The following is a 26,753-nucleotide window of genomic DNA, read 5'->3' on the forward strand; positions in this document are numbered from 1 at the left end:
GCCTTACAGGCTCCCTTCTTATTTGGATAAATCGATAAAAGCAATTGTTCCATTCATAGAGGCTACCAGAACCCCAGATTTATACGGATAAGCCTTTGAAAATATAAACCCGGGTCCAAGATAAAGCTTTTCCAGAACCTCTCCCTTTTCCAGATCAAGAAAGAAAATATTACCGTCAATCGTGCAAACGACCAACATTTCTTCTCCCACAATCCTGGGAGATGAATCATAGATTTGTCCGTCTACATTTGATTTCCACAGAATTTCCCCATCTACAGGATTGAATTTATAGATCGTACCATTTATGTTTGAAACATACGCATTTCCAGAGTTGTCTTTTTCCACAGAAGAATATCCAGCTCCCAGGGAAGATTTTCTCCATCTTTTTGTTTTCATTGAAATATTTTGCCCATGTAAAGCACCTGATGTATTTGTGAAAACAATCCAGTCATCGAACAATTCCGGTGTGCATGGGGCAGCTGTTTCATATCCAGCTCCAACTGCAAAGTTCTTGACCAATTTTCCGTTCTCATCAATAATCGAAAGGACACCTCCCCACGATGTTTGCAGAAAATAAGGGGATACAAATCTTGCTGGTGATTGCACTGTACCATACATGTAGAATTTATAAATTATTCTTCCACAATCTGGATCTACAAGATACAGATTTTCACCACTTCCAACAGCTATATTTTTTTGCCCGGATGATATAGAAAAAACCGGACAATCAAAATTCATGGACCATATTTCATCAAAAGTCTCAAGATCATATGCCGCAAGATTTCCCATTAAATCTCCAAAAATAAGTTTTCTACCCCTTACAACAACATTTGAAACAAAAGGACCTGAAAATTTTTTCTTCCACAACAATTTACCATAGTCATCGAGTACATAAACTGTGCCTGATAAATCTGCAAAACATATTTTGCCATCTGAGCAAACAGGATTTGAGAAAACTCCGTCTGAAGCCTGAAATTTCCATAGCAACTTTGATGAATCAAAATCAGAGAAGATATAGCGTTCAGTAAAACCATCAACGCCTTCAGCAAGAATCTTTGCAAATATACAAGCATCATTGTGCAACTCAACAGGTACTTCGAGCCGCTTTTCGAAATCTGAAAACTTCTTAAAAATTGAATTGTTAATTGTGAGAGTTATCTGTTTTATGCCTTCTGTTTCAAAATATAATGAAACCCCTTTTTCACCAATCTTTCTCAGATTAACCTTCAAAATCTGAGAGTATCTTCTTTCTTTTCCTGCAGGAATTTGCCTTATAAGATTGCAAACACCATCAGTATTCAAAGCCCATAAAAATATTTCGCCATCTTCCCAGCTTAAAACCGTGTACCAACCATCCTTAGCTGCACCAACCATCTGAAACCAGGCACCATTGTACATACCCTTAATATCATAGCTGTGCCCATGACCAACTAAAACAACTGGGACATTTGAATCATTTATCAAGTTCATCAATTTCCAGCCATCATCTGTAAAATTAGCTGGCCCGCCAAAAGGATGATGGGCCATTATCACAACCGGCTTTTCACTTTGTTTGAGTCTCGTCTCGATCCACTGCAATTGAAGAATTCCTATATGACCATGGTGCTCAAAGTACATCGATGTATCTACACCGAGAAATTCAAAAGGTCCAGCATCAATACAAAATCCCTTAAAACCACTCTCGCCTTTTCTGTTTCTCGGTGACCATCTTGTATCATGATTTCCAGGCGTTTCATAAACGTCTATTTCATAACTGTTCAATCTGGATATGATCTTATCCAGTTCAGAAAACTCATAATCAGACCCCATCTCTGTCAAATCACCGAGGATAAAAACCGCCCCTGGCTTAATTTCGCAAACTTGATCTATCAGAAACTCGACCTTTTCTTTTGCAAAAGGAAAATGAAGATCACTTAAAATTACGACAAATCCTTCATGATTCAAAAACGGATGTTTTGAAAACGCATATATCGACAGGGACAGAAATACCATTAAGAAAAGTGTTTTTTTCATCCAATACCTCCTGCTTTTTTAAGTAACTCAATTGCTCTGTCTAACTCTTTCTCATCTGATAGAAAGAAAGTTTCATATCTCGGTTTTAGATTTATATTGAGGCTTATCAGAAATATGAAATCAACAGAAGAAGCTCTCCTCATGAGATTTATCTCGTCTCTTTTGCTTTGAACTATTACAATCTCTGCATCACATCCATAATTTTGTAGGATTTGAGCTATCTTCTCAAAACTCTCTTTCCGCTCTGATGCAGCTATTATTATTTTTTTGCCTTTCAAAAATCCTTCAAGTGTTCTGTTAACCCGAATACTTTTGAAGCTCACCGGTTTTACCGGTGTCTGGTTGTATATAACCCTCTCATAACCGTCGTATGAAATAGTTACTGGTTCGCCAGTATTTTCAATTATTCCAAGAAATGTCCCATCATCGCTATAAATAGAAACAACTTCTACCCAGGTGTCACCGGAAAAAAGCAATGGTACAGTTAATTCAGTGGCTTCGTAAGAAACAGTGATACACACTTCATCTATCCCCATGTACGGAATTATCAGGGAATTTCCACTTTTTGTGATAAAACCATCACTCACTTTTACAGATAATGGTTCTTTATCTACGCAATGCCTTCTTGCATAAGGAATCAGATCTATTTTATAATAACTACCAGCAATTGCAGGCGCTCTATCTGGAAAGATTTCAATCTTGACTGAATCAACAGGCGGATTGAATTGTATCCATTTTGTATATTTTTTCGAATAAACACCATTCTTTCCAATTGCATATACTGTTAAGAAATATTTTCCTGGTGAGATATTCTCCGGCACAGAAATAAATAAACGATCTTGCTGAATCTCTACGTTGAGTGGTTGTTTATCAAAAAAGGCAAAAGCTTTATCTATATTCTGAGAACAATCTATATTAAAATCCCAACTGTTTATTTCTTCAACAGCTTCAAGGTTTAATTCAGGTATCTCACTGTCAAAAAGCCGGCAGATGGCCTCTTTATAAGCTATCGCGACAGCTTTGAGATTTTCTTCCTCGTTTAACCATTGCTCTCTTTCTTCATTGGAAACATGACATGGCTCTCCCAAAACAGCAGGGACTTTTACTTCTCTCATTAAATAAACATCACCAGGTCCAGCATCACCCGAAGTGCCAACATATTTTTTGAAAGATTCTATAAGATAATCTGCAACATTTCTTGCATAATCAGCAGAATATGCTGAATAATAGGCTATGGAAAAATCAGAATTAGGGGTATTTTTCATAGAATTGAAATGTATACTCACAAAAAGATCGGCATCAACCCTGTTTGCAAGATTTGCCCTTTCAGCCAGGCTCACAGTCCTGTCAGAAGTTCTTGTCATGATAACTGTTGCACCACATTCTTCAAGTAACTCGCGCAAATATTTTGCAACTTTTAAATTTATATCTGCTTCTTCAAGAATAGTTCCAGTGGCACCGCGATCTTCTTTCCCACCATGACCGGGATCAACTACGATCAATTTTCCAATCAGGCTGGCAAAAAGTAGATTAAAGGAGCACAAACTAAGCAAAATTAACAATAAACGCCTTTTCATAAAACCACCACTCCTTAAAACAAAGGGGAGAATTGCTCTCCCCTTTGTTCACTTTTTCATGAAGTAATCAATGATATTTGCAAGGAGCAGCTGAACCATTGGTTCATCAAAGTTTGGGTTCAAAAAGAGATCTTCACCGACGTATATACAATTCTTTCCTTCTATGATCGCAGCATTGACATCTGGCATGTGACTTGGAGTTTCCATATCATCGTTGTACCATTCTCCAAGAACGGCCGCATCTTCCAAAATCTCAACAACCATAGCCCAGTGCCTTGGAGTAGCTACAAACTCATCGATCCCTTCCCATATTGGATGATCTGCAACTTTTTTTATATAGCCATGCACAGGAGGTTTCCAGGCAAACGCGCTGTACGAAACTTTGAAAATATCTCCGAGAGCAAATACAGTACTGACATCATAGGAAGAATTGTTATGGTTTCTAAAAGAAGCCTGTGCCAAGGCAAAAACATAGCCACCATTGCTTATGAATTTTTTCACAGCTTCAATTTCCAAAGGCGACATGCGCCTTGTGTTAGGAAGTATAAGGAGTTTAATTTTGCTCATATCAAAAATTCTTTCGAATTTGATCACTGGATCTGCCTCGGGATTGGCATACAATTCCAGATCTCTGTTGAAAACAGGGACACAGCTGTAACCAAGACCTTTAACGAAATCGAATATGCGTTTCATTTCCCCAAGATAATCCCAGTCGGAACCAGAGAAGCCAAGTTCGGCATACCATCGAGCCGTATAATCACTCATCAAAACCCCGACAACCTGCTGTTCATCAGCCAGGACTGGAACAAATAAAACTGCCAGAGCCAGGACAATCAGAAATTTTTTCATGCTCACTACCTCCTTTTAAAAATTCAATCTGGCGATATCCGCCACATATTTTCTTACTTTTTCATCAAGCAAATTTTCAAAAGAGAAAATCAAAATCTCATCTGGCCGATATTTTTCTACAACACTTTTTGCTATTTCATATAATTTTTCAGGATTCTCTGTCATTTTGTAGGCTCCAAGACCAACCCTTATTTTCTCAGCTGCTCCAAGCGCTTTTACAGCGTACTTAACATAATATTCAACAGTATCTCTGTTATTCTCATAAGCCATTAAACAAGCATAATCCAAATATTCTCCCTCTAACCATTGCAACCACCCCTGAAGTCTCTGGCTTATCGCATCTTGTTCATAGTAAGCAAAGACAGCAGCAGACAGTTTTTTACCGTAGTTATGGACTTTTTCGTAGATTAACTTAACAGTATCGGAAACCTGTTGTATTCTGAAAAGATCGAAACCTTCCCCAAGATTGGTCAACTTTTTCTCCTGAATAGCCTTTTTTAGCCACTCTCTATATATCTTCATCGCTTCTGGATGATAACCAAATGTTTTGTAGGGATATCTAATATAATCAAGATGTATCTCATCAACATCATAATTTTTTGCAATTTCTTCAGCAATATTGCTCACAAATTTTTTTACATCTTCAAGCGCTGGCTCCAGGAATAAACCAGGTGTGTTTATTTCGGGTGAGGATGCATACTCAAGCATACTTTTTCCATTTTGATCATAAGTTATCCAATCAGGATGAACATTAACTACATGTTTTTCAGAAACTGGTTTTTTTCCAAAAGGCCAGGCATAGAAAACATTCATCCAGGCTGAAATTTTTATTCCACTAATCTTTGCTAAATCTATTATCTCTTTGAGAGGATCGAAATCTGGCGAACATTCAGAAAGGGTTTCGGCTTTCGGCAAAATTTCAGAGTTGTAATAAGCATCAGCTCTACCAACAACTTGGACATATATCCTTGTTGCTCCCACTTCTTTCGCTATTTCTATTACCCTGTTAATTTTCTCTATGGAAGTTATTTGATCTCTTACAACCCATATGCCAAGTGGATAGGGCATTAAAGTTGTTGTCACAAGTAAAACAAGAAAAAGATTAACCTTTCGTGCCACCTGTCATCAATCCCTTCACAAAATATCTCTGGAAAGCAAAGAAGATAACAACCATAGGTATAGCGGAGACCATGGAACCAGCCATCTGCAAACCGAACTGCGTCATCTCAAGTCTCTGCAATGTTGCCAGTCCAACTGTCAAAGGATATTTTGAGGGCGTGTTCAAAACTATTAATGGCCATAGGAAGGCATTCCAGGATGAAATAAAAGTAAAAATGGAAGCAGCTGCGATAACTGGTTTACTCATGGGTAATATTACCCTCCAATAAATTCCCCACTCTGTAGCTCCGTCAATTCTCGCAGCGTCCATATAGTCTTGAGAGATAGAAAACATAAATTGCCTCATCATAAAGATTGTATAAGGGCTCGCAAGTGATGGGATTATTACAGCCCATAGAGTATCAAGTAATCCAAATTTATTTATCAAGAGAAACGCCGGTAAAAGTGTTACCTGGGGTGGAACCATTATTGTGGAAACTATAGCTGTAAACAGCAATCTTTTTCCTTTGAAATTCATTTTTGCCAGGGCATAAGCTGCTAAGGAGCAGACAAATATTGAACCAGCTGTGATTGAAATGCTTATAAGCAAACTGTTCACTGACCAGTCCCAGATTTGAGAATATGTGAATAAATCCCTGAAATTTTGCAAAGTTGGTCTTGAAGGAAAGAGCTTAGGGGGAATTTGTCTTATATCTTCCTCTGGAGTAAGCGATGTTTGTGCCATCCAGTAAAGAGGAAAAAGCGTTGATACAGACCATATTCCTAAAACCAGTGCAATAGCCAGCAACTTGAAAATCTTTTTCAATCTCAGCCCTCCCATTCGTAAGAACGCGACAAAGATTTGAACTGAAAGATAGATATCACTACAGCTATAGAGAAAAATACTAAGGAGATAGCTGAAGCAAGACCATAATTGAAATCTCTGAAAGCAGTTGTGTAAATAAGATAAACCAGAGTTATTGTCGAATTTCCAGGACCACCACCTGTGAGTACATAAATTTTGTCAAAAACACTTATAGCTGCTATCGTATAAACAACTGTTAGATAGAGTGTGGTGGGAGTCACAAGTGGGATTGTTATCTTCAACCATTTATAAAATCCAGACGCGCCATCTAATTCAGCTGCCTCATAGAGTGATTTTGGTATATTGTTTATTGCCGCAAGATAAAGAATCACTCCCGAACCAGGCGCAATAACCATGTCAGTTAGAATTATCGACCACATAGCCATTGAAGGGTCCACGAGCCAAGGAACAGGACCAGCACCTATCTTGGTCAGGAAAGTATTTATCGGCCCGAAAGAGTAATTTAAAAGCCATCCCCAAACAATACCTATGACCACTGTTGCAGTAACCGTTGGAAGATAATAAATTGCTCGAAAAAGGCTTTGAGCTTTTTCTGATAATGGAGCAAGAAGTGAAGCAAGCATAAGAGCGACAGAAATATTCTTTAAAACATTAAATGAAGCATACCACATGGTATTTCTCAAGGCAATCCAGAAATCGCTATTCTGAAAAACTTCTTTGAAATTCTCGAAACCAACCCATTCATTACCAAATATTCCAACATTCTGGAACGCCATTACAAAAGCCATCACAACAGGAACGAAGGTAAAAATTATAAAGATAATCGTAGCAGGAGCGACAAAGAAATAAGCACTGATCTTTCTACGTAGCAATATTATCTCCCCTTCTTTGTGCTTTCTATTATCCGTGTTACGTTCTTATCTGCATCTTCCAGAGCCTTTCTTGCATCTTTTTTTCCAAGCAAAACAAGCTGAATCTCTCTTGAGATAGCTTCCATTATCTTTTCTTTAGCTGGATGGGGAGGAAAAACATAATTGTGCTGGGATATCAAGTTTGCCTTGAACATCAATGGATCGTTTTCATATATATTTCCTGCGCTCTTCTTTGTTGGAAATTGTCCATATTTCGTCAGTTCCTTTTGCTGTTCAGAAGATGTTATATACTTCGCAAACTCAATAACTGCCTTCAATTTCTCCACATCATTCTGCACAAATACTTGATATGAAGAAACATCGCCAAAACTCCAGAAACTATCACCCTTGTTCTTTACTGGATATGGGACCACATCTATTTCGAGACCAGCATTAATGAGGGCTGGAATTGCCCACGTTCCAGTAACATAAATGGCAGCTTTACCGCTTCTGAATAACGTATACGCATCAGCATCACCATAAGAAGCCATAAAAGGAGGCGCACAGTCTGCAAAAACCTTTGCAAGCCATTCTAATGATTGTTTGTTCTCCTCATTCACAATCGCAGACCTTAAATCTTTCCCCTGACCTTCTACAAATTTTCCTCCCCATCCAAGCACAAATGGCCACAAATGGGAATTATCTGGTGCTGGAAAACCACTCGCAACGAATCCATATACATCAATTTTGCCGTCTGAGTTTCTATCAAAGGTCAACTTTTTTGCAATCTCATAGAATTCGTCAAAAGTCCATGGGTTTTCGACAGATGGTATTTGCACAGACATTTCATCAAAAATCTTTTTATTGACAATAACTACCTTTGTCGTCATATAAAATGGAAAACCGTACATCTTTCCTTCATAAGTTGCCCCTTTGATTGCTTCAGAATAGTAATCCATCTTCTCTTCCTCGGTGAGATAATCATCGATGTTTTGAAGAACCCCCTGTACTACATAATGGGTTCTAAGAGGGCCTCGGGTGAGATCTGGCCACTTTTTTGAAGCAACAGCAAGGTCCAGTTTTTGATCTCCACCGCTCCATGGTATTTCTGTAAGTTTAAATTCAATGCCTGGGCATGATTCCGAAAATTTAGACATCATTCTCTTCAACCAGGCATAGTTATCTCCATCTTCACTCCAGGCTGGAAAATCCCATATGTATATTGTGCCCGCCCAGGAAAACAATGTGGTACAAATAGCCACAAAAACTAAAATTGAAGAAAGCTTTTTCACTTTAAACACCTCCTTCACATAATCTCAGTAAATTTTAGAATTTTTGTATCGTAAGAAAAAGCATCACGCGTTCCTAAAGAAATTCTGACTTTAAAATACACATAAATATTTTGTACATCATCTGTTGGTATATGTACTTTCAAAACATTTTCATCTAAAGAATAAATATCTAAATCATACGAAGATTTCCAGATAACTTCATCCGTCATGTAATCAAGCATCTCTACCTGAAGAGTGTATCCACTCAAAAAAGGCAAAGCATAATAATGTATTGTGAGATCCACTCCATCATCTCTGAAAAAATAATTTGGTGGTTCTTCAACATAAACATATGGGAAAGATGGGTTTTCATGAAGCCAGAGTCTCACCAAGAGCGAGAAATAACAAAACCTGTTTCCTGTTTGGCCATAAGGAGCAAACCTGTTTTCACCCCTTATATCAAAAACACCTATACCATATTTTCCTCCACGTGCTTCTATAGTCTTGTAATTTCCTTTATATATACCAGCATGGAACCCAACTGTATGGCCGCCACCGTTAAAAAGAAGATCACCTGCCAGAAGTTCTTCAGCTTTGTCGAAATAAACCCAGAGTAGATCACTTCTACCAATTATCATGTGATCGATTCTTTCATTTTCATCTAATGCGGTATGATAAACCCACGTGGCAAAATTCCAACAATCAAATACTCTGTTTTCTGGATCGTAACTCCCCCACCCATACTCTCCACCGACCATGGTCATTGCATAGTTAATAACTTTTCTTTGCAAGGGATTCAGGTAATTTCCGAAAATAAGCCCGGCTATCAAAATCGCAAGCCAAAACAAAACAGATTTCCTCATAATCTTACCCCCATGGTTCACATAATTATGTTACCACAATAGATATTATCATAACCATAAAGTATTTATGTTATGATAAATTTATTTTCCTTTCTACTATCTCAAAGCATCGCCGTCTTTGTAACAATTAAAGAATATAAATTACAGAAATAAAATACCTTGAAAGTGCTGCAAAATAAGAATTTTAAAGCTTTTTAGTTAATTAAGAAGGCAGTGTTGTATCAGAAAAAATTTATGCTATACTTGTTTTGCACAAATGTGCATTATTGCACAAATGTGCATAATCTATTCCTCTATGGAGGTGCATTGTCATGAAAAACTCGAAAGTGCTGGTGTTTCTTTTAACATCACTAGTAGTGATCTCAGTCTTCGCCCAGGTTCAACTCCCCAAAAAATTTGAAAATCCCAAAAATGTACGGATAGCTCTGGTAAGGGAGGTAGGAGAAGGTAGTTTCTTTGAGCGTTACCTTGCCGGTGCTCAATCAATGGCAAGAGAACTCGGCGTAACACTTTTAGAAGCAACCGCTCATGGAGATATGGCAAGAATGGTTACCATGATCGAAAATTTTATCACCCAGAGAGTTGACGCGATCATAATTGACCATGGAAGACCAGATCCATTGATGCCAAAGATCAAAGAGGCTTTAGACAGAGGAATCAAAGTAGTAACTTTCGATCTGGTTGTAGATGACAACAGAGTTCCTGAAATCGAACAAGATGATTTGCTGATAGGTTATCTGATAAGCAAACAACTGGCAGTTGACTTTGCAGGAAATGCAAATGTTATTTATGTAAACGTAGGTGGATTTGCACCATTAGATAAGAGAGACAAAATGTGGCAGATAATCAAATGGCGTTTTCCCGGGATCAAAGAAGTTGCAAAGATAGGTGCAGTTACAGGATCAACTGCTGCTGATACTCAAACAAGAATGGAAGCAGCCATGAAAGAAAAACCCGAAGCAAATGCAGTACTCGCCATGTGGGATGAATTCGCAAAAGGTGCGGTAAGAGCAATAATGCAAGCAGGTAAAAGTGATCAGTTCAAAGTTTACTCAGTTGATGTTACCACCGAAGACATTCAGATGATGATTCAGCAAAACAGTCCATGGGTTGCAACTGTTGGAACAGATTCCTACGCAGTCGGTCGACTTGCCGTAAGGGCTGCGGCAGCCCTCGTTGGTGGAGAAAAATTACCCAAGTATTTACTGGTCGAACCACAATTGATTACAAGACAGTTCCTTGTCGACAACAATATAACCAACATGGACGAACTTGTAAAAGCATTACCGGCCCTTGGTGAAAGCAATTTAGTATGGCCCGAATGGCTGAAGGCTTTAACTGAAAAAAATAAGAAATAAGAAAGGGGGAATTGGGCAGGGCTTTTTGCCCTGCCTTCCTAATATGGCTGTGCTAAGAGGAAATAATTTGAGCAAAAAATTTCCCGGTGTTCTGGCTCTCGATAAAGTCGATATAGAGATAAAATCGGGCAAAGTGCATGCACTTGTAGGGGCTAATGGTGCCGGGAAAAGCACCTTGGTTAAAATTTTGACCGGGTATTACGACAGCTATGATGGCTCAGTTACGATAGATAACCAGGAAGTAATTTTGAGAACACCATTTGACGCGCTTCACAATGGAATAGAAGTAGTTCACCAGGAAGTGGATACCCAGTTAGTTCCAACTCTAACAGTGGCTGAGAATCTTTATCTTGAAAATTTTGCTAACAGGTATGGCACAATTGTCTCTACAAGAGATCTTAAAAAGAAAGCTGAAAAGGATCTGAGTGATATAGGTTTTCCCATACCTGCTTTCGAGAAAGTTGAGAATTTATCCTTGCACGAAAAACAGCAGCTTGTGATAGCAAGAGCTTTGTTGCATAAAGTTAAATTTCTCATTTTAGATGAACCAACTTCTTCATTGAGTCTAATTGAAGCAGAAAAGCTCTTTGAGCTTGTCAAAAAATTGAAAGCGCGTGATGTCGGAATTTTGTATATAAGCCAGAGATTGGATGAAATTCAAATTGTGGCAGATGAGGTCACTGTCCTCAGAAATGGTAGAAAAGCAGCATATTTTGAACATGTACCGCAACTATCAAAAATAGTTGAGGCGATGCTCGATTCACCTCAGGAAGATCTTTTTCCAAAAAAAGATCTGAGACAGTTCGGACAGGAAATTTTGAGAGTAGAAGATTTAAAATGTCTTAACAGAGTGAATGGAGTGAGCTTTAGTGTCAGGAAGGGTGAAATATTAGCCATAACGGGCCTAACAGGTGCCGGAAAGACAGAAACATTGAAAGCAATCTTTGGAGCCATTCGTGCTAATAATGGGAAAATTTTCGTGAACGGTAAGCAAATAAAAATAACAAGCCCCGTTGATGCTATTAAAAGCGGTATATACCTCGTTCCAGAAGAAAGAAGAAAAGAAGGATTGATTCTTGACAAATCCGCGAGAGAAAATATAACCATACCTTTCCTAAAAAATTTCTGCGGCTTCTTAGGCAAAATACTCAAAAAGAATGAATGCAATCACGCCAAGAGTTTGGCTGAAAAAGTTCGATTGGTACCTTTCGACATTGAACGTCAGGCACAGTACTTTTCTGGAGGAAATCAGCAAAAAATAGTTGTCAGCAGATGGCTTGGAGGTAAACCAAAGGTGCTTTTGCTTGATGAACCAACTCAAGGTGTTGATGTAGGAGCAAAAAAGGAAATATACCAGCTTATCATTCAAGTTGCGAAAGAATCTGCTGTCATTCTTGCCACCAGTGAAATAAACGAGGCTGTTGGAATAGCCGACAGGATATTAGTCATGAGGAATGGAAAGATTGTGGCGGAGTTAACTTATGAAAATGCCGATTCAAAAGCGATTATGAGCTATGCAGCGGGGGTGAAACAGTGAAAGATAGGATGACAAATTTTCTTCTCAAGTATGGTGTAATAACTGCTCTTGTTGTTCTGATAGTTTTCTTTTCGCTCAGTACAAGAGCCTTTTTCAGCTTAGACAATTTTTTTGACATCCTCAGGGCTGTCTCTATTTTGACTATCGTGGCAATTGGTGTGACTTTTTCGGTAGTTGTTAATGGTATGGATGTGTCTGTTGGTGCCGTGACAGGATTTGCGGTGATATTTTCTACAGCTTTAATGGTTATCTGGCAGATTCCCTGGTATATTGCAATAGTTGGTGCTCTGCTGGCTGGAATTGGTATCGGTTTGCTCAATTCCTTTTTGATATTGAAACTCCGGATACCAGATTTGCTGGCTACACTTGGAACACTTTATCTTGCCCAGGGTTTGCAAATGTGGATCACAAAAGGAGATGCCGTGTATAGAGGCATGACAAATCCGTGGGACCCTATGCGCCAGGTCACAAAAGGATTCATACCCAAGGAATTCTTAACGATAGGACAGGGGTTCGTATTCAAAACAGAGAACTTTCGCGGCATACCTGTACCGGTCATTATAATGCTCTGCGTAGTGCTGATCACCTGGTTTTTGCTTGAATTCACGAGATTTGGCAGAGCTTTTTATGCAGTTGGTGGGAACATCGAAGCTGCAAGGTTAGCAGGTATACCGGTGAAAAAATACAGAACAGCTGCTTACGTAATAAGTGCTTTACTTGCAACCCTCGGAGGTCTTGTCCTCGCTTCGCGCATTGGTTCTGGTGCGGTTAAAGCAGGAGACCCTTATCTTCTGGACGCAGTTGCATCAACATATTTCGGTTTTGCAGTACTTGGTGTCAGAAGGCCTAACGTCTGGGGTACGTTCTTAGGAGCAGTTTTTGTTGGAGTTATGCTGAATGGTCTTACTATGCTCAACACACCATGGTATATACAGGACTTCATTAAAGGTCTGGTATTAGTATCTGCTCTGGGAATTAGTTTCGCCATACGCAAAGAATCACGTTAATTAAGGAGGTCGAAGCAGATGGAACAGCTCAACGAAAGAACCGTTTTGGAATATGTGGAAAAAACCGATCTCAGAAAATCTATTCTTGGCGATGGAAAACTTTCGGCTCAGATTATTTCAGAAGGCAATGTTAATTTAATATTCCGCATTTGCAATATCGAAAATGGAAATTCTGTTATACTGAAGCAGGCTTTGCCGTATGCATGGAGATATCCAGATTTCAAAATGCCAGTTGACAGGCAGAGAATAGAGTACGAAACCCTCAGTATAGAATCACAGTACGCACCAGATTATGTCCCAAAAATATATTTCTACGATAATAAATCGCACGTCCTTGTGATAGAAGACCTTAAGGAATTAAAAGTTATGCGCGAAGCTTTAATAGATGGAGAAATCTTTCCAAAAGTTGCTGAGCACATAGGGATCTTCATGGCAAAAACCCTGTTCTATACTTCTGATCTTTACTTATCTTCAGGAAAGAAAAAAGAAATGGTGATCAATTTTTCAAACCCTGTTCTGTGCAAAGTTCAGGAAGATTTGGTATTCACACAACCATATATTGATCATCCAAACAATAAATGGAGTAAGCCTCTTGATGAAATAGTAAAAAAGATTCACCAGGATGACAAAATCAGAGGTGAAATATTCTACTTCAAAGAACTTTATATGACTAAATCTCAGGCCTTAATCCACAACGATTTGCACACCGGTTCGATAATGTTAAATGAAAAAACAACGAAAGTGATCGACCCGGAATTTGCATTTTACGGCCCAATGGCACATGACATAGGAACCTACTTTGCGAACCTTGCAATTGCCTATGCCGCACAGGAAGCACACAGAGTAGAACCAGGCACAAGAAATGTATATAGAGAATGGATAGCTGAGTCTTTCGAAGAAACCTGGAACGTTTTTCAGCAGAGATTTTTGAATGCCTGGGAAAAAGATTCAAATGGCGAATGGCCTTCAGAAAGCTATAGAGAAAATTACATGCTAAGGCTTCTTAAAGAATCGGCTGGATTTGGTGCAGCTGAGATTTTCAGAAGGACTATAGGAATGGCGCATGTTCATGATTTCTGGACAATAAAAGATGAAAACATCAGGGCGAAATCAGAAAGTATTGCCCTGTATATTGCTATTAATTGGATCAACATGTGGAAAGACGTTGAAAAAATTCAAGATCTGTCGCAAGTTATGAAAAATTCAAAACCATTGATTTGAAAGGAGGAAATGATTTGAGCACATTCAGATCTATAGAATGGAAAAAGGATAAACTTGTACTCTTAGATCAGAGATACCTACCAGAGAAAACTCTGTATCTTGAATTGAAAACTGTTGATGAGGTTGCCAGAGCCATTAAAGAGATGACCGTTAGAGGTGCTCCGGCAATTGGAGTAGCAGCAGCTTATGGAATGGTTCTTTGTGTGCAAAAGCTTTCGAAAAATGACGATTTAATCAGAGAACTTCAAAAGGCCGACGATCTTCTGAGAGCTTCAAGACCCACTGCCGTGAATCTTTTCTGGGCACTGGATAGAATGAAGAAAATCTGGCAGGGATTCAATGGTTCGCTCGAAGATTTAAAAATGATTCTGGAAAAAGAAGCAGTTGATATTGAACGCGAAGATGTTGAAATAAACAAACAGATAGCTAAAAATGGTGTTGAACTTGTACCTTTTGGAGCAAAGATAATTCACCACTGTAACACAGGATCTCTGGCAACAGTTGATTACGGTACTGCTTTAGGAATAATAAGATATGCACATGAAATAGATAAGAAAATACACGTTTTCCTGGATGAAACAAGGCCAAGATTACAGGGGGCCCGTTTATCTGCCTGGGAAATGAAAGAACTCGGTATACCTCACACAATAATCGTAGATGGAGCAAGCGGTCTGGTGATGAAAAAATTCAAAATCGATCTTGCACTTGTTGGAGCAGACAGAATAGCAGCCAACGGCGATACTGCAAATAAAATAGGAACTTACAACCTCGCTATAGTTGCCAAATACCATAATGTTCCATTATACGTTGTTGCACCAACCAGTACGATTGATCTCAAAACACCTGCAGGTCAGGATATACCAATAGAAGAAAGAAGCGCTGATGAAATCCGCTGTGTGGGAAATAGTCAGGTTGCACCACAGGAAAGCCCTGTTTTCAATCCAGCTTTCGATGTGACCCCGGCAGAATTAATTTCAGGCATTATCACAGAAAAAGGCATTGTTTATCCACCGTTCAAAGAAAATCTCAGAAAGCTTTTTGAATCGGCGTAACTTCGGAGGTGATGTTCAGTGAATAAAGATATCAAGAAAATAGCAGATGGGATAAGACGCAGGGTACTTGAATTTACAATAAGAAATGGTGGCGGTTATTTATCTCAAGCATGTTCAAGTGCAGAAATTTTAGCCACTCTCTACACCAAACTGATGAACATTGGTCCATCAGTAGCTCCAAAAATTCCCCCTGCTTTCACCGGTGTACCATCGAAAAACAACAGAGAATATTTTTCCGGTTACGGTTACAACGGTCCAAAAGAACCCCAGCTCGACAGGTTTTTTCTCAGTCCCGTGCATTACGCTCTGGTGCTGTATGCCACTCTTGTTGAAACAAATCGCATGGCTGCTGAAGGCTTGGAGATGTTCAACAAAGATGGTTTTACAGTCGAGATGATAGGTGCCGATCATTCACCCGGTCATGAATTGATGTCCGGCTCACTTGGTCAAACTATCTCACAGGTTCTTGGTATAGCTCTGGCAAGAAAGAGAAAAGGTGAAACTGGGAAAAACTGGCTTGTCATGTCCGATGGGGAATTCATGATTGGCCAGACATGGGAAGCAATAGAAACACTTTCTTTTTACAAAATAGATACTGTCAATGTGATAATCGACGCAAATGGACAATCAGCAGATGGAAAAATAGATACTGTAAATCAAATTGAACCACTGAAAAAAAGATTGGAATCTTTCGGAGCAGTGGCAGTAGAAGTGAATGGACATGATACGAAACAACTCATTGATGCGGCAAACACTCCTCATGAATCAAAACCTTTGTTTATTATCGCAAGGACTATCCCATATCAGGGCATTGAAATACTCAAAAAAAGAGCACCAAAATTTCATTACATAAGAATAACAAATGAACAGGAAAAAGAAGAACTTCAGCAATTTCTGCACGAAAGATTCGGGGGTGATGGTCAATGAAATTAGAAGCAAGAGTTCATGAGAGAAATCTTGTCAAATGGGCTGCCGATAAACCGGAAGTCGTTGTTTTTTCAGCTGATTTAACCAATTCTACGGAAATAGGTCTTTTCAAAGAAACCTATCCAGATAGATTTTATTCCTTCGGAATGACCGAACAAAACATGATGAGCGCAGCAGGAGGTATGGCAAGAGAAGGCTTTACACCCTTCGTACATACTTTTGCCGTTTTTATGTACAGAAGAGCCCTTGATCAAATAGAAATGAGCATAGCCTATCCAAACCTGAAAGTAAGGATATTTGGCTTTTTACCCGGTATAACTACGCCAGGTGGTGCATCGCACCAGGCGATAAACGACATTGGAATTTTGCGGACAGTTCCCAACATGACCATACTGGAAACAGGTGATGCAACAGAAGTAGAGAGCGTTCTCGACGTGGCTCAATCAATAGATGGACCTGTTTACATCAGGCAACTTAGGGGACAAATACCAAGATTGTTTAAAGAACCAATGAGATTTGGAAAGAGTAGAGTTTTGAGCAAAGGAAGCGATATTACTCTGATAACAAGCGGAATCATGACTGAAGAAGCCCTGAAAGCCACAGCAGTGCTCAGAGAAAATGGCGTTTCTATAGAACACTTACATATCTCGACTCACAAACCATTTGGTGATGACTCAATACTTGATGCAATTGAAAAAACGAAATACGGTGTGATCAGTATGGAAAATCACACAATCATTGGTGGACTTGGCAGTTCAATTTCAGAACTCATGGCTGAAAACGGTATTGCTAAACGCCTTATAAGAATAGGTTTAAAAGACACATACGCTCATGGTGGAAGTAAAGAATATCTGATGAAATACTATGGACTTAATGCGATGAATCTTGTAAAAGCCGTTGAAACTCTCACAGGTCAAAAACTGAATATCAAGGAAGAAGATCTTGTCGAGCCACAGATAGATGAGATTGAGCAATTTATAAAAAGTGAAGATTTATAAATGGAAGGTGAATCAAAGTGATTGAATATGAAACCAGATACCATTTCAGTCAGGAGAGATTCAGGGTAAAATATCAGATATTTGAAGAAAGTAAAAGAGCCAAGGAAATTGCCGAAGCAATCTGTGTTGAACAGACTATCGAATTTCCAATAGAACTTACAGGAAATTCAATTAGAGAAAATGTTGTTGGAAAAATTGAAGAGATTCAAAACAATCACAATTCCACTGTTGTTACAATAAGTTACCCTGTCGAGACTGTTGGAAATGAACCAGCACAATTTTTCAACGTTATCATGGGAAACTGCAGCCTGTTTCCAAATTTGAAGATAATCGGCCTTCAACTTTCCCCTTCTATAGAAAATATCTTTCCCGGTCCGCGCTATGGCATTTCAGGATTGAGAAAATTGCTTTCTATATACAACAGGCCACTTCTTGCAACAGCCATCAAGCCAATGGGTCTCTCAACAGATCAGCTTGCCCAGATGGCTTACAATTTAGCACTTGGTGGTATAGACATTATAAAAGACGATCACGGACTTGCTGATCAACCATTCTCAAAATTCAAAGATCGTGTTTTAAAAGTAACAGAAGCAATTCACAAAGCAAATCGCGAAACTGGATTTCACACAATCTACGCTCCAAACATAACATCTAATGAGCAAACTATGTTGAAACAAGCAGAATTTGTCAAAGAAGCTGGAAGTGGTGCACTGCTTGTATCACCGGCTCTCAGTGGATTCAGCAGTTTCATAACTTTGAGGGAAAACACCGATCTTCCTATTTTGAGCCACCCGGCCTTTCTTGGCGGATATCTTTCTATTATGGATTTTGACGTTTTGTTTGGAACAATACAGCGTATGATAGGCGCCGATGTAGTAATATTTCCAAATTACGGTGGTCGTTTTACTTTTTCAAAAGAAGATTGTCGCAAAATAAATCATGGACTCAAAAAACCTTTCGGATCATTCAAAGAAATCTTTCCATCTCCGGCAGGAGGTATGAATATAGATTCTTGTGGTGATATAGTGTCATTTTATAACAAAGATGTGGTACTTTTAATAGGAGGGGCGCTCCACAAAGCAGGTGCAGATTTAACAGAAAATGTAAAAGCATTTAAAGCGCAGGTTGAAAAAATCCATGTTCGATGATTCACTGGTTCAAAAGGAGAGAACTGTTGATGCTGGGTTTTCAAAGCAACGAAGATCTGATGACTATAATTGCCTGGATGTACTATGTGGATGGACACACTCAGCAAGAAATAGCCGAAGAACTTGGTATAACAAGGACAAAAGTCAGCAGATTGTTGTCTGTTGCAAAAAATCAAGGGATAGTACAGGTTAGAATTAATCGATCATTACCAGAATACTATATTCTGGAAAAAGAGCTGAAAAAACTTTTTGGATTAAAAATAGCAGTTGTTGCTCCTGAAGACAGAAATCTACTTGGACAATTTGGTGCTGAATTTTTGCTGAAGTTCATAGCTGACCATAAGCCATCGAGAATAGGGCTTGGATGGAGCACAACTGTCAGCTCAATGGCTCCACATCTTTCCCAGAAGATTATCCAAATACACCACAAGTGTTCTGTTCATGATTTAACAGGCAGTTTTATTGGCCAGAGAAACCCTTACAGTATAAGCTGGATTCTGGCTGAAGCTATTTCAGCTCAGTATATACCTTTAGCTGTACCGGTTCTTGTAGAAAATCCTTCAATAAAAGAAGAACCTTCAGTAAAAAAAGCACTTATGGAGGCATCTGAGGTCGATATAGCTTTTGTTGGAATGGGATGTATGGGTCAGGAAAGTACACTGTTAAAGACCAAGTTAGTTTCAAAAGAAACAATGGAACAGCTTGAAAAGTTGAGCTGTGTTGGAGAGGTTCTTATGCGATTTTTTGACGAAAATGGGAAGCCAGTGCAAACTTCTCTTGATGATAGAATAGTATCCATTGACTGGAATGCCATTCAAAAAATACCAGTATTTGTAGTTATGGCTGCGGGCAAAGAAAAAGTTTTACCTCTTAAAGCCGCATTAAAAGGTGGGTGGATTTCAGGACTTATAACAGATATCTCTACTGCAAGAAATCTTGTAGAAAACAAATAAAAAATTCTATTTTCAGTGAATGGTTGAATTGTTCTAAAGAACATGTAATGTGTTATAACAAAATCGTGGGACTCAAGATGAATGTAAGATATCTAAAAAGCATAGCTTGAAGTAAAACATTCCAAACCATGTAGTGCGGCGGGAATAGGTTAAGAGTCAGATCATTGACAAGTGAAAAAAGATGGTAAAACAAGATCAGGTCACTGATACAGTAATTTGCAATGATTTTAAGCAAAATCTTCAAACCTCCCTCAAAAAATAGACATAGCGAAAACAAGCTACTTTTAAGAAATAGGTCCTGAATCCGCATGGGAAGCCAAAAAGAGTGATGAAAAAGGGTTAATGTTAGACATGCACTAACATTGTTAACACCAGGTTATGAATTTTAGATACAAATAGCCCTTTATTTATGGTATACTCAAAAACGTAGAGTCCGAAAGAAGGTCCTCTCTGAAAGAGATGGAAACTTTCCTCCTCCATTCCTTCCTCCTCCTCTCTTTTTAGTCCGAAAGAAGGTCCTCTCTGAAAGAGATGGGAACAAAAAAAGGACCAATTACTGGTCCTTTTGTAATATTTTGCAACTGAAAAAAGGTATTAGAAAGAAATGCCTACTTGTTTTTTGGATCGAGAAGGTCTCTCAAACCATCTCCAAGAATATTCAGGTTCAAAACAATGAGGGCTATGACAAATCCCGGGAACAGTGTTACCCATGGGGCACTGAGCAAAAATGCCGTGCCCTGACCAACCAGACCACCAAGGGTTGGTTCTGGTGGTGGCACGCTCAATCCAAGAAAACCAAGCGATGCCTCGGTGAGAAAAGCTGTAGAGAGATTAGTTGTGAAAGTGACAATCAATATTGAAGATAAATTTAATAGCACATCTTCAATCATTATTTTTAAATCACTTTTTCCTATTACCTTTGACGCCTTTACAAACAAACTCTCTCTAATAGATAAAGCAGCTCCTCGTACCGTTCTTGCAAAAATCGGTATATAAACTACACCAACAGCGATTATCATATTAATAAGGGTTGCACCAAACAGTGCTACTATAAAAAGCGCCAGAATCAACGAGGGAAATGCAAAAAACCCGTCGCAAATCCTCATGATCAACAAATCCCAGAAACCACCATAATATCCAGCTATCAATCCCAGAATTGAACCAAAAAACGAGGCAATCAAAATCGAGCTGAACGCGATTATCACACTTTTCTGAAGACCAAAAATACATCTTGAAAAAATATCCCTGCCGAATTGATCTGTTCCAAAAAAATGCTTTAAAGAAGGCGGTTCGAGTATAGCGTTGTAATCCATCGAATAAGGGTCGTAAGGTGAAAAAATTTCCGGAATAAAGGCTATAATTATAACTGCCAGCAAAACTACTAAGGAAATGAGATTCAAATAATTTTTGAAAAACCTTCTTATTGTTTTATTCATCGTGAAACCTCACTTTAACTCGACTCGAGGATCAATTAGTGTATATATGAAATCAACAACTATGTTCAGAGCAACTATTATCAAGGCTATGAACATCACCACAAACTGTATTACTGGATAATCTCTCTCGTTAACCGCTTGTAAAAGTAATCTTCCCAGCCCCGGCAGAGCAAACATGTTTTCTATAACAATCGTCCCTGCCAGAAGATATCCAAGCTGGATGCCTGAAAGTGTTATGATCGGTATCAGAGCATTTTTAAGAGCATGTTTTCCTATGAGTTTTGAGTAGCTTACTCCTTTTGCTTTTGCGGTCTTTATATATTCTTGCTGTAAAACATCGAGCATTGATGATCTTGTCATTCTCATAATCTGAGCCGAAAGCATCAAACCAAGTGTCAGAGATGGCAGGAACATAACCTGCAGGTTCTTCAAGAAATCTTCTTGCATGCGCACATAACCAAAAATGTTAAAGCCTTTGAATAACCCCGCGAAGATGACAATCAAAATCGCCCCCACCCAGAAAGATGGGGACGAAAGGCCTACCAATCCAATAACTCTGACCAGACCATCGGTGAAAGAATTTTTCTTGATAGCAGCGATGATACCAAGTGGAATTCCTATAATAGTTGCGAAAAACATCGATAATATAGATAATTCCAGAGTCACAGGAAATCTATCGGCTATCAGGGCTGCCACCTTTTTTCCTGACCTTAACGACGTTCCAAAATCAAGTGTCACTAAATTTTTTAACCATACACCAAATTGAACAATCAAAGGTTTATCAAGCCCATATTGTTTGTACAGTTCTTGTATTTGTTCTTGAGTCAAATAATTTTGAGTTCCAAGCATCATATCTACGACATCGCCCGGAACAAGGTGTATTATTATAAAAACTACAAAAGCAACAAACAGAACTGTTGGAATTGATGTGATAATACGTCTTATAAGATAACCGAAACTCACTTCTTATAGGTCTCCCTTAAAAATACAAGACTCTCGTTTGCAAGAAGTTTGAAACCTTCAACAGATGCATTACTCACAAAGACCTGATTTGCACTGTACAGGAATATAACGGGTGATTCTTTTACGATGATCCTTTGCAATTCATCGTAGATAGCCTTTCTCTTTGATATGTCGACTTCACTTCTCCCGAGATCGAGTAATTCATCAACCCTTGGATTTGAATACAGGAAAACATTTGTCGATCCACCGGTATGGAATGTTCTGTAAAATTGAATATCAGGTTCTATTGATCCGCTGTTCATAGAAATGAAGGCATCGAAATCGCTCTCACGCCACTTTTTGACGAATATACCCCATTCGACCAGGTTGATCTTCACTTTAACACCGATTTCCGCAAGTTGAGCTTGAATAACCTGCGCAACTTTATCGAAATTATATCTCTGTGATGCTACAATTTCGAACTCAAAACCATTTGGATAACCAGCTTGTGCCAAAAGCTCTTTTGCCTTTGCAGGATTGTATGTGTATTCATCAAAAGCCTTTGGTTGAAGTGCCCATGGCTGAACAGCTGGATTCAACGGGCCTGTTACTACTCCTTCGGAAAAAGCAACAGCTTTTATAATGGCTTCTCTGTTGATAGCGTAGTTAAGCGCATTTCTCACCCTTGGATCGTTCAAAGGTTTTCTCGTGGTGTTAATACCTATCAGGTAATAACTGAGTACCGGTGATCTGTAGATTTTGAATTTACCTTCTGGGAATTGCTTGAGATTCAATGGCTCATTGATCTTGGCTATATCAACATCGCCATTCTTCAAAGCCGCTACTCTGGAAACTTCTTCGGGCATGAAAACGATTCTGATTTCATCGAATTTGGGTTGATCTTTCACAAAGTAATAAGGATTTTTCTTCAAAATGATGTAATTCCCGGGTACATATTCGGCTAAATAGAATGGACCTGTTCCGTTTGTTTCAAGTTGCATATTTTTTCCAGATTCAACAAATTTTTTGGAAACTATTGAGCTATTCACGCCCGCGAAATTAGGTAAAAGTGCGCTTGCCATGGGTTTTTTCAGCTTGAACTCGATTTTGTTGTTGTCTATGGCTTTGATAGATTCGACATCTTGATAAAACGCGGCAGCAGGAGATTTTGTGTCCGGATCCAATATTCTTTGAAAACTGAAAAGCACATCCTCAACGGTTAAAGGAGTCCCATCGTGAAATTTCACACCCTCCCTGATTTTGAAAATAATTGTATAAGGATCCACAGCTTTGGCTTCTTCGGCAAGGTTTGGTATTAATCTCATATTTTCATCATATCTGAATAAACCATCGTAGATATTTTCCAAAACCCTGTGAGATGCGAAAGCTGTAACAAGGTGTGGATCAAGACCTACAGGTTCTGTTTCCATAGCGATAATCAATCTTCCATCAGCTGCAAAAATCCCAGCTACTGCAAAAACTGCCAGAATAGCTACCAAAAACTTCTTCATGAAAGCACCCCCTTTATGGTTTTCATTTTTCAAAAACACCAGTTGTTTTTAGTTCGATTTTGAATCTGTATTTGTCTCCTCTATAAATAGATCTGACAAATTCCAGGCATTTGTTAGCTGTAGTGTAAGTGTAACGTTTTCTAAGCAAAGCGCACAGGCCTGCTGAAACATTCAAATATTTAGCATCCATGCCAGATACTTGCGTGACCTCAAGAATCTCGTATGCCCTCAAAAGCGGCAATTTCAAATCTGCTCTTAAAAAATCATAGAGAGATTCCTTTGACATATCTCTTTTCAGGATATTCAGTAATCTGACATCAACAGAAGTATTCAAATAAGCACTTTCTATTGCCACGGGCTCTTCGTTCATATAACGCACTCGTTTCAGCAATATAACCATTGTCCCCTGGTCAATCGCAAATACCTCTGCAAGATCTGGTGGAACCTCCACCAATTTGTTTTCAAGAACGATGGATTTTACGGCGAATCCTTCTTCTTTCGCTTTGTCAGTGAAACCTTTAAGTACATTCATCTGCTCTTCTTCTTTCTTACCAGTGATAAAAGTACCTCTGCCCTTTGCTCTCGTTATAAAACCTTCTGATCTCAATTCCTCAAGAGCTCTTCTAACTGTTAATCTGCTCACATTATAGATTTGCACCAGCTCAGATTCGGGTGGTATTCTATCACCTGGTTTGTAGACACCATCAAGAATTTTCTGCCTCAAATTCTGATAAACTTTGTAATAAAGCGGAATGGGGTATTCTTTATCCATTTTCAATCCCCTTTCTCATAAATTTTAGCGATGTTTAAATAATAGCAAAAAACTTATCTAACTGCTATCTGTAAAGCTTTTCTAAGATTTGATTGATCTTGTAGTATTTTTCTGCATTCCTCGACATCATTTTTTGACAAAATCATCAATACCGCTACTTTCACATTGTAATCAGCTTTCTTTAAATAAATCTCTGCTGTCTGTTTATCTACACCTGTTATGTGAGTAACTATATTCTGAGCTCTTTCTCTAAGTTTTTCATTTAAAACCATAACATCAACCATGAGGTTGTCGTAAACCTTGCCCATCTTAACCATAACAGTTGTACTTATCATATTTAGAATCATCTTCTGCGCTGTGCCGGCTTTCATTCTCGTGCTGCCCGCTACAACCTCTGGCCCAGTTTCAGCAGCAATCACAACATCAGCGTATTCGGCCAGAAGAGGTTTTCTCACATTACATATCAGAGCGGTTTTACAACCACACTGCTTAGCATATCTTAAAGCACCTGCTACATAAGGTGTCCTTCCACTGGCAGCTATTCCAATAACAACATCTTTTTCAGAAGGTTTGTAGAAAAATAGATCATTTTTTCCACCTTCTTCATCATCTTCTACGCCTTCTACAGATTTTCCAAGTGCTTGAGTGCCACCCGCTATTATTGGAATAAATACACCCTCCTGCAGGCTGTAAGTGGGAATCAATTCAACAGCATCTACATATGCAACTCTACCACTCGTTCCAGCTCCTACATAAAATACGCGTCCGTTCTTTTCAAGGCAGTTTATACACATTTGGACAACCTTATCTATTTCTGCCAACACCTCTCTTATTGCGAGAGCCACAAGTGCGTCTTCTTCGTTAATGAGTTTGAGTATTTCGAAAGTATCTCTCGCATCAAGATTTCTTGTTTTGGGATTCACCATTTCTGTAGGTAAATTGGACAGACTCATTTGAACACCTCCACTGGTAATTCTCCAAGGGGTTTAATCTCTCCGAGCAAAACCTTAAAAAGTGCCCTTTGGGAAACCATTTCATAACTGTAAGAACATATAGAAGATGAGTTAACAAGAAAACAATCATACGGATTTCTCATTGCCACAACAAGCAACTGTCTGAAATTGCTTCTTGCCTGTTCGAGCAATCGACTCTGCCAGGTACTGAGATGAGCATTTTCCGTGAAAAAAACACATTTTTTACCTTTTTTCACCAATTTTGAATCTTTATCAACCACCAACAATTCACAACCAAATTTTTCTGACAATTCCTTCGCAACCCATGGAATACCCGTTTGAGTTTCCTGAACCTGAACAAGCCTGCTTGTTTTCACAGTGATCACACAATCATTCACAGATAACTCAAGAGGAATCATCTTATCTTCATCGCTCACAAGAGTTATAGATTGTTCTGCTATTTTGTCCATGATCTTTTCATGATCAGAAAAATCAAATGATATTTCATCGGGAAACGTTTTTAAATAGAATTTCTCTTTAAAATTTTTAATTCTTCCAAGAGATTCAGATAACCTTTTTTCAAGCTCAGGATTTTTCTTTATCTGCTCAAGTAAAGCTTTTTTGGCAGAAATTTGAGCCTGTGGTTCATGACATAAACTTAAAACATCCATACCTGATTTGAATGAATTAATCACCGCATCTTCAACAGACATAGCTTTTGTTATGCCACCCATCAACAGATCATCAGCCACAGCTATACCATGATAGTTCAACGTTTTTCTGAGCAAATCTGTGAGTATTTCTTTTGAAACCGTAGCTGGCAGCCTGTCTGGTTGCAATTGTGGTAAATGTATATGGCTCGGCATGATACTTTCTAAACCTTCTTTCATAAGCTCAACAAAGGGTATCAATTCCCATCTTTTGAGTTCTTCAAGAGATTTTTGCAAAACAGGCATATCTAAGTGCGCATCAACTTCCACACTTCCTTTTCCAGGAAAATGCTTACCGCAGGCTGCGACTGATTCCTCGCTTAAACCCTTGTAAAAAGCCTTGGCGAACTTTATCACTTTTTGCGGTGTGTCCCCAAAACTTCTCACTCCAATTCCCGGGTTATTCGGATTGTCATTTATATCAAGCACCGGGGCAAGATTCCACGTAATTCCAAGAGATTTCATTTCCAAAGCCAGAATCTTCCCAGCGAGATATGCATTGTTTTCATCTTTCGTCGCCGCAAGGGCCATCGCTCCACAGCTCACTGTAAATCCATTTCTAAGCCTTGTTACAATTCCTCCTTCCTGATCTATGGAAAAGACTACAGGCTTTTTGACAACTTTTCTGAGCTCTTTGATCAGCTGGTAAAGTTGCTCCGGAGATTCAATGTTTCTTGAAAAAAGTATGATAAAACCAGGTTTAACCTGCTCAAGAACGCGCGCAGTCTCATCAGTTAATTCCGTACCATCTATACCAACCATAAAAAGCTCCCCAGCAAGGCTTTCTAAGCTCATATCCATCCTCCTTAATGAATTTCTGGGATTATTATATCAGATATTCAGACAATATGTCTTTACATTATGGTCATTTATGGTATAA

General features: G+C 38.8%; 24 protein-coding genes. 9 read left to right on the top strand and 15 right to left on the bottom strand.

Annotated elements, in window-relative coordinates; all coding sequences use genetic code 11:
- Window positions 1-18 precede the first annotated feature (18 nt).
- The 8 genes from TEL01S_RS08630 to TEL01S_RS08665 are packed head-to-tail and all read right to left on the bottom strand — an operon-like array spanning window position 19 to window position 9,348.
- Complete coding sequence (locus tag TEL01S_RS08630; protein ID WP_028843778.1) at window positions 19-2,013, bottom strand: outer membrane protein assembly factor BamB family protein; 1,995 nt, start codon at window positions 2,011-2,013, stop codon at window positions 19-21.
- The gene (locus TEL01S_RS10765; RefSeq protein ID WP_012003700.1) at window positions 2,010-3,590 is read right to left on the bottom strand and encodes an N-acetylmuramoyl-L-alanine amidase; all 1,581 of its coding nucleotides are present in this window, start codon (window positions 3,588-3,590) and stop codon (window positions 2,010-2,012) included. Before TEL01S_RS10765 ends, TEL01S_RS08630 begins: the two co-directional genes overlap by 4 nt.
- Before the next feature lie 48 nt (window positions 3,591-3,638).
- Window positions 3,639-4,439, bottom strand: coding sequence for a type 1 glutamine amidotransferase family protein (locus TEL01S_RS08640; RefSeq protein WP_028843777.1), 801 nt, complete (start codon window positions 4,437-4,439; stop codon window positions 3,639-3,641).
- 15 nt (window positions 4,440-4,454) lie between these two features.
- Window positions 4,455-5,558 (bottom strand): glycoside hydrolase family 10 protein, encoded by a 1,104-nt coding sequence (locus TEL01S_RS08645; protein WP_028843776.1) that lies wholly within the window; start codon window positions 5,556-5,558, stop codon window positions 4,455-4,457.
- On the bottom strand, window positions 5,542-6,363 hold the full coding sequence (locus TEL01S_RS08650; protein WP_051366231.1) for a carbohydrate ABC transporter permease: 822 nt from the start codon (window positions 6,361-6,363) through the stop codon (window positions 5,542-5,544). The genes TEL01S_RS08645 and TEL01S_RS08650 overlap by 17 nt, the downstream gene beginning before the upstream one ends.
- A 2-nt stretch (window positions 6,364-6,365) precedes the next feature.
- The gene (locus tag TEL01S_RS08655) at window positions 6,366-7,235 is read right to left on the bottom strand and encodes a carbohydrate ABC transporter permease (protein ID WP_012003704.1); all 870 of its coding nucleotides are present in this window, start codon (window positions 7,233-7,235) and stop codon (window positions 6,366-6,368) included.
- Window positions 7,236-7,237: 2 nt separating this feature from the next.
- Window positions 7,238-8,506, bottom strand: coding sequence for an ABC transporter substrate-binding protein (locus TEL01S_RS08660; RefSeq protein WP_012003705.1), 1,269 nt, complete (start codon window positions 8,504-8,506; stop codon window positions 7,238-7,240).
- Between the two features lie 14 nt (window positions 8,507-8,520).
- Window positions 8,521-9,348, bottom strand: coding sequence for an NlpC/P60 family protein (locus tag TEL01S_RS08665; RefSeq protein WP_012003706.1), 828 nt, complete (start codon window positions 9,346-9,348; stop codon window positions 8,521-8,523).
- A 311-nt stretch (window positions 9,349-9,659) separates the two neighbouring features.
- Between TEL01S_RS08665 and TEL01S_RS08670 the strand changes: the two genes are divergently transcribed.
- From TEL01S_RS08670 to TEL01S_RS08710, 9 genes are all read left to right on the top strand, one after another.
- Window positions 9,660-10,706 carry a sugar ABC transporter substrate-binding protein gene (locus TEL01S_RS08670; RefSeq protein ID WP_051366233.1) on the top strand — a complete coding sequence of 349 codons (1,047 nt, stop codon included), beginning with the start codon at window positions 9,660-9,662 and terminating at the stop codon, window positions 10,704-10,706.
- A 67-nt stretch (window positions 10,707-10,773) separates the two neighbouring features.
- A complete protein-coding gene (locus tag TEL01S_RS08675; protein ID WP_161632323.1) occupies window positions 10,774-12,243 on the top strand; it encodes a sugar ABC transporter ATP-binding protein in 1,470 nt (489 codons plus the stop codon).
- On the top strand, window positions 12,240-13,250 hold the full coding sequence (locus tag TEL01S_RS08680; RefSeq protein WP_012003709.1) for an ABC transporter permease: 1,011 nt from the start codon (window positions 12,240-12,242) through the stop codon (window positions 13,248-13,250). The genes TEL01S_RS08675 and TEL01S_RS08680 overlap by 4 nt, the downstream gene beginning before the upstream one ends.
- A gap of 18 nt (window positions 13,251-13,268) precedes the next feature.
- A complete protein-coding gene (gene mtnK / locus TEL01S_RS08685; protein ID WP_012003710.1) occupies window positions 13,269-14,471 on the top strand; it encodes an S-methyl-5-thioribose kinase in 1,203 nt (400 codons plus the stop codon).
- A 14-nt stretch (window positions 14,472-14,485) separates the two neighbouring features.
- Complete coding sequence (gene mtnA / locus TEL01S_RS08690; protein WP_028843773.1) at window positions 14,486-15,523, top strand: S-methyl-5-thioribose-1-phosphate isomerase; 1,038 nt, start codon at window positions 14,486-14,488, stop codon at window positions 15,521-15,523.
- 18 nt (window positions 15,524-15,541) lie between these two features.
- Window positions 15,542-16,450, top strand: coding sequence for a transketolase (locus tag TEL01S_RS08695; RefSeq protein WP_028843772.1), 909 nt, complete (start codon window positions 15,542-15,544; stop codon window positions 16,448-16,450).
- The gene (locus TEL01S_RS08700) at window positions 16,447-17,448 is read left to right on the top strand and encodes a transketolase family protein (RefSeq protein ID WP_028843771.1); all 1,002 of its coding nucleotides are present in this window, start codon (window positions 16,447-16,449) and stop codon (window positions 17,446-17,448) included. Before TEL01S_RS08695 ends, TEL01S_RS08700 begins: the two co-directional genes overlap by 4 nt.
- A 17-nt stretch (window positions 17,449-17,465) precedes the next feature.
- The gene (locus TEL01S_RS08705) at window positions 17,466-18,596 is read left to right on the top strand and encodes a RuBisCO large subunit C-terminal-like domain-containing protein (RefSeq protein ID WP_051366236.1); all 1,131 of its coding nucleotides are present in this window, start codon (window positions 17,466-17,468) and stop codon (window positions 18,594-18,596) included.
- Window positions 18,597-18,625: 29 nt separating this feature from the next.
- A complete protein-coding gene (locus tag TEL01S_RS08710; RefSeq protein ID WP_012003715.1) occupies window positions 18,626-19,549 on the top strand; it encodes a sugar-binding transcriptional regulator in 924 nt (307 codons plus the stop codon).
- Between the two features lie 52 nt (window positions 19,550-19,601).
- Here TEL01S_RS08710 and TEL01S_RS10980 read toward each other — a convergent pair whose 3' ends face one another.
- The 7 genes from TEL01S_RS10980 to nagZ all read right to left on the bottom strand — a co-directional run bounded on the left by TEL01S_RS10980 (window position 19,602) and on the right by nagZ (window position 26,668).
- On the bottom strand, window positions 19,602-19,793 hold the full coding sequence (locus tag TEL01S_RS10980; RefSeq protein ID WP_144313088.1) for a hypothetical protein: 192 nt from the start codon (window positions 19,791-19,793) through the stop codon (window positions 19,602-19,604).
- A 364-nt stretch (window positions 19,794-20,157) separates the two neighbouring features.
- On the bottom strand, window positions 20,158-20,985 hold the full coding sequence (locus TEL01S_RS08715; RefSeq protein WP_028843768.1) for an ABC transporter permease: 828 nt from the start codon (window positions 20,983-20,985) through the stop codon (window positions 20,158-20,160).
- Between the two features lie 9 nt (window positions 20,986-20,994).
- Window positions 20,995-21,948 carry an ABC transporter permease gene (locus TEL01S_RS08720; protein ID WP_028843767.1) on the bottom strand — a complete coding sequence of 318 codons (954 nt, stop codon included), beginning with the start codon at window positions 21,946-21,948 and terminating at the stop codon, window positions 20,995-20,997.
- Complete coding sequence (locus TEL01S_RS08725) at window positions 21,945-23,438, bottom strand: ABC transporter substrate-binding protein (protein ID WP_028843766.1); 1,494 nt, start codon at window positions 23,436-23,438, stop codon at window positions 21,945-21,947. The genes TEL01S_RS08720 and TEL01S_RS08725 overlap by 4 nt, the downstream gene beginning before the upstream one ends.
- Before the next feature lie 22 nt (window positions 23,439-23,460).
- Complete coding sequence (locus TEL01S_RS08730; protein ID WP_028843765.1) at window positions 23,461-24,210, bottom strand: GntR family transcriptional regulator; 750 nt, start codon at window positions 24,208-24,210, stop codon at window positions 23,461-23,463.
- A gap of 53 nt (window positions 24,211-24,263) precedes the next feature.
- Window positions 24,264-25,163: an N-acetylmuramic acid 6-phosphate etherase gene (murQ, locus tag TEL01S_RS08735; protein WP_028843764.1), complete on the bottom strand. Its 900-nt coding sequence runs from the start codon at window positions 25,161-25,163 to the stop codon at window positions 24,264-24,266.
- Window positions 25,160-26,668 carry a beta-N-acetylhexosaminidase gene (gene nagZ, locus TEL01S_RS08740; RefSeq protein ID WP_028843763.1) on the bottom strand — a complete coding sequence of 503 codons (1,509 nt, stop codon included), beginning with the start codon at window positions 26,666-26,668 and terminating at the stop codon, window positions 25,160-25,162. Before nagZ ends, murQ begins: the two co-directional genes overlap by 4 nt.
- Window positions 26,669-26,753 lie beyond the last annotated feature (85 nt).

This window comes from Pseudothermotoga elfii DSM 9442 = NBRC 107921 (genome assembly GCF_000504085.1).
GTDB classification, from domain to species: Bacteria; Thermotogota; Thermotogae; order Thermotogales; family DSM-5069; genus Pseudothermotoga_B; species Pseudothermotoga_B elfii.

Excerpts from the sequence above, each read along its gene's own strand:
- TEL01S_RS08640 (WP_028843777.1), bottom strand. The coding sequence starts at position 4,439 with ATGAAAAAATTTCTGATTGTCCTGGCTCTGGCAGTTTTATTTGTTCCA.
- TEL01S_RS10765 (WP_012003700.1), bottom strand. The coding sequence starts at position 3,590 with ATGAAAAGGCGTTTATTGTTAATTTTGCTTAGTTTGTGCTCCTTTAAT.
- TEL01S_RS08700 (WP_028843771.1), top strand. The coding sequence starts at position 16,447 with ATGAAATTAGAAGCAAGAGTTCATGAGAGAAATCTTGTCAAATGGGCT.
- TEL01S_RS08665 (WP_012003706.1), bottom strand. The coding sequence starts at position 9,348 with ATGAGGAAATCTGTTTTGTTTTGGCTTGCGATTTTGATAGCCGGGCTT.
- TEL01S_RS08630 (WP_028843778.1), bottom strand. The coding sequence starts at position 2,013 with ATGAAAAAAACACTTTTCTTAATGGTATTTCTGTCCCTGTCGATATAT.
- TEL01S_RS08715 (WP_028843768.1), bottom strand. The coding sequence starts at position 20,985 with ATGAATAAAACAATAAGAAGGTTTTTCAAAAATTATTTGAATCTCATT.
- mtnK (WP_012003710.1), top strand. The coding sequence starts at position 13,269 with ATGGAACAGCTCAACGAAAGAACCGTTTTGGAATATGTGGAAAAAACC.
- murQ (WP_028843764.1), bottom strand. The coding sequence starts at position 25,163 with ATGAGTCTGTCCAATTTACCTACAGAAATGGTGAATCCCAAAACAAGA.
- TEL01S_RS08730 (WP_028843765.1), bottom strand. The coding sequence starts at position 24,210 with ATGGATAAAGAATACCCCATTCCGCTTTATTACAAAGTTTATCAGAAT.
- TEL01S_RS08725 (WP_028843766.1), bottom strand. The coding sequence starts at position 23,438 with ATGAAGAAGTTTTTGGTAGCTATTCTGGCAGTTTTTGCAGTAGCTGGG.
- TEL01S_RS08670 (WP_051366233.1), top strand. The coding sequence starts at position 9,660 with ATGAAAAACTCGAAAGTGCTGGTGTTTCTTTTAACATCACTAGTAGTG.
- TEL01S_RS08710 (WP_012003715.1), top strand. The coding sequence starts at position 18,626 with ATGCTGGGTTTTCAAAGCAACGAAGATCTGATGACTATAATTGCCTGG.
- nagZ (WP_028843763.1), bottom strand. The coding sequence starts at position 26,668 with ATGAGCTTAGAAAGCCTTGCTGGGGAGCTTTTTATGGTTGGTATAGAT.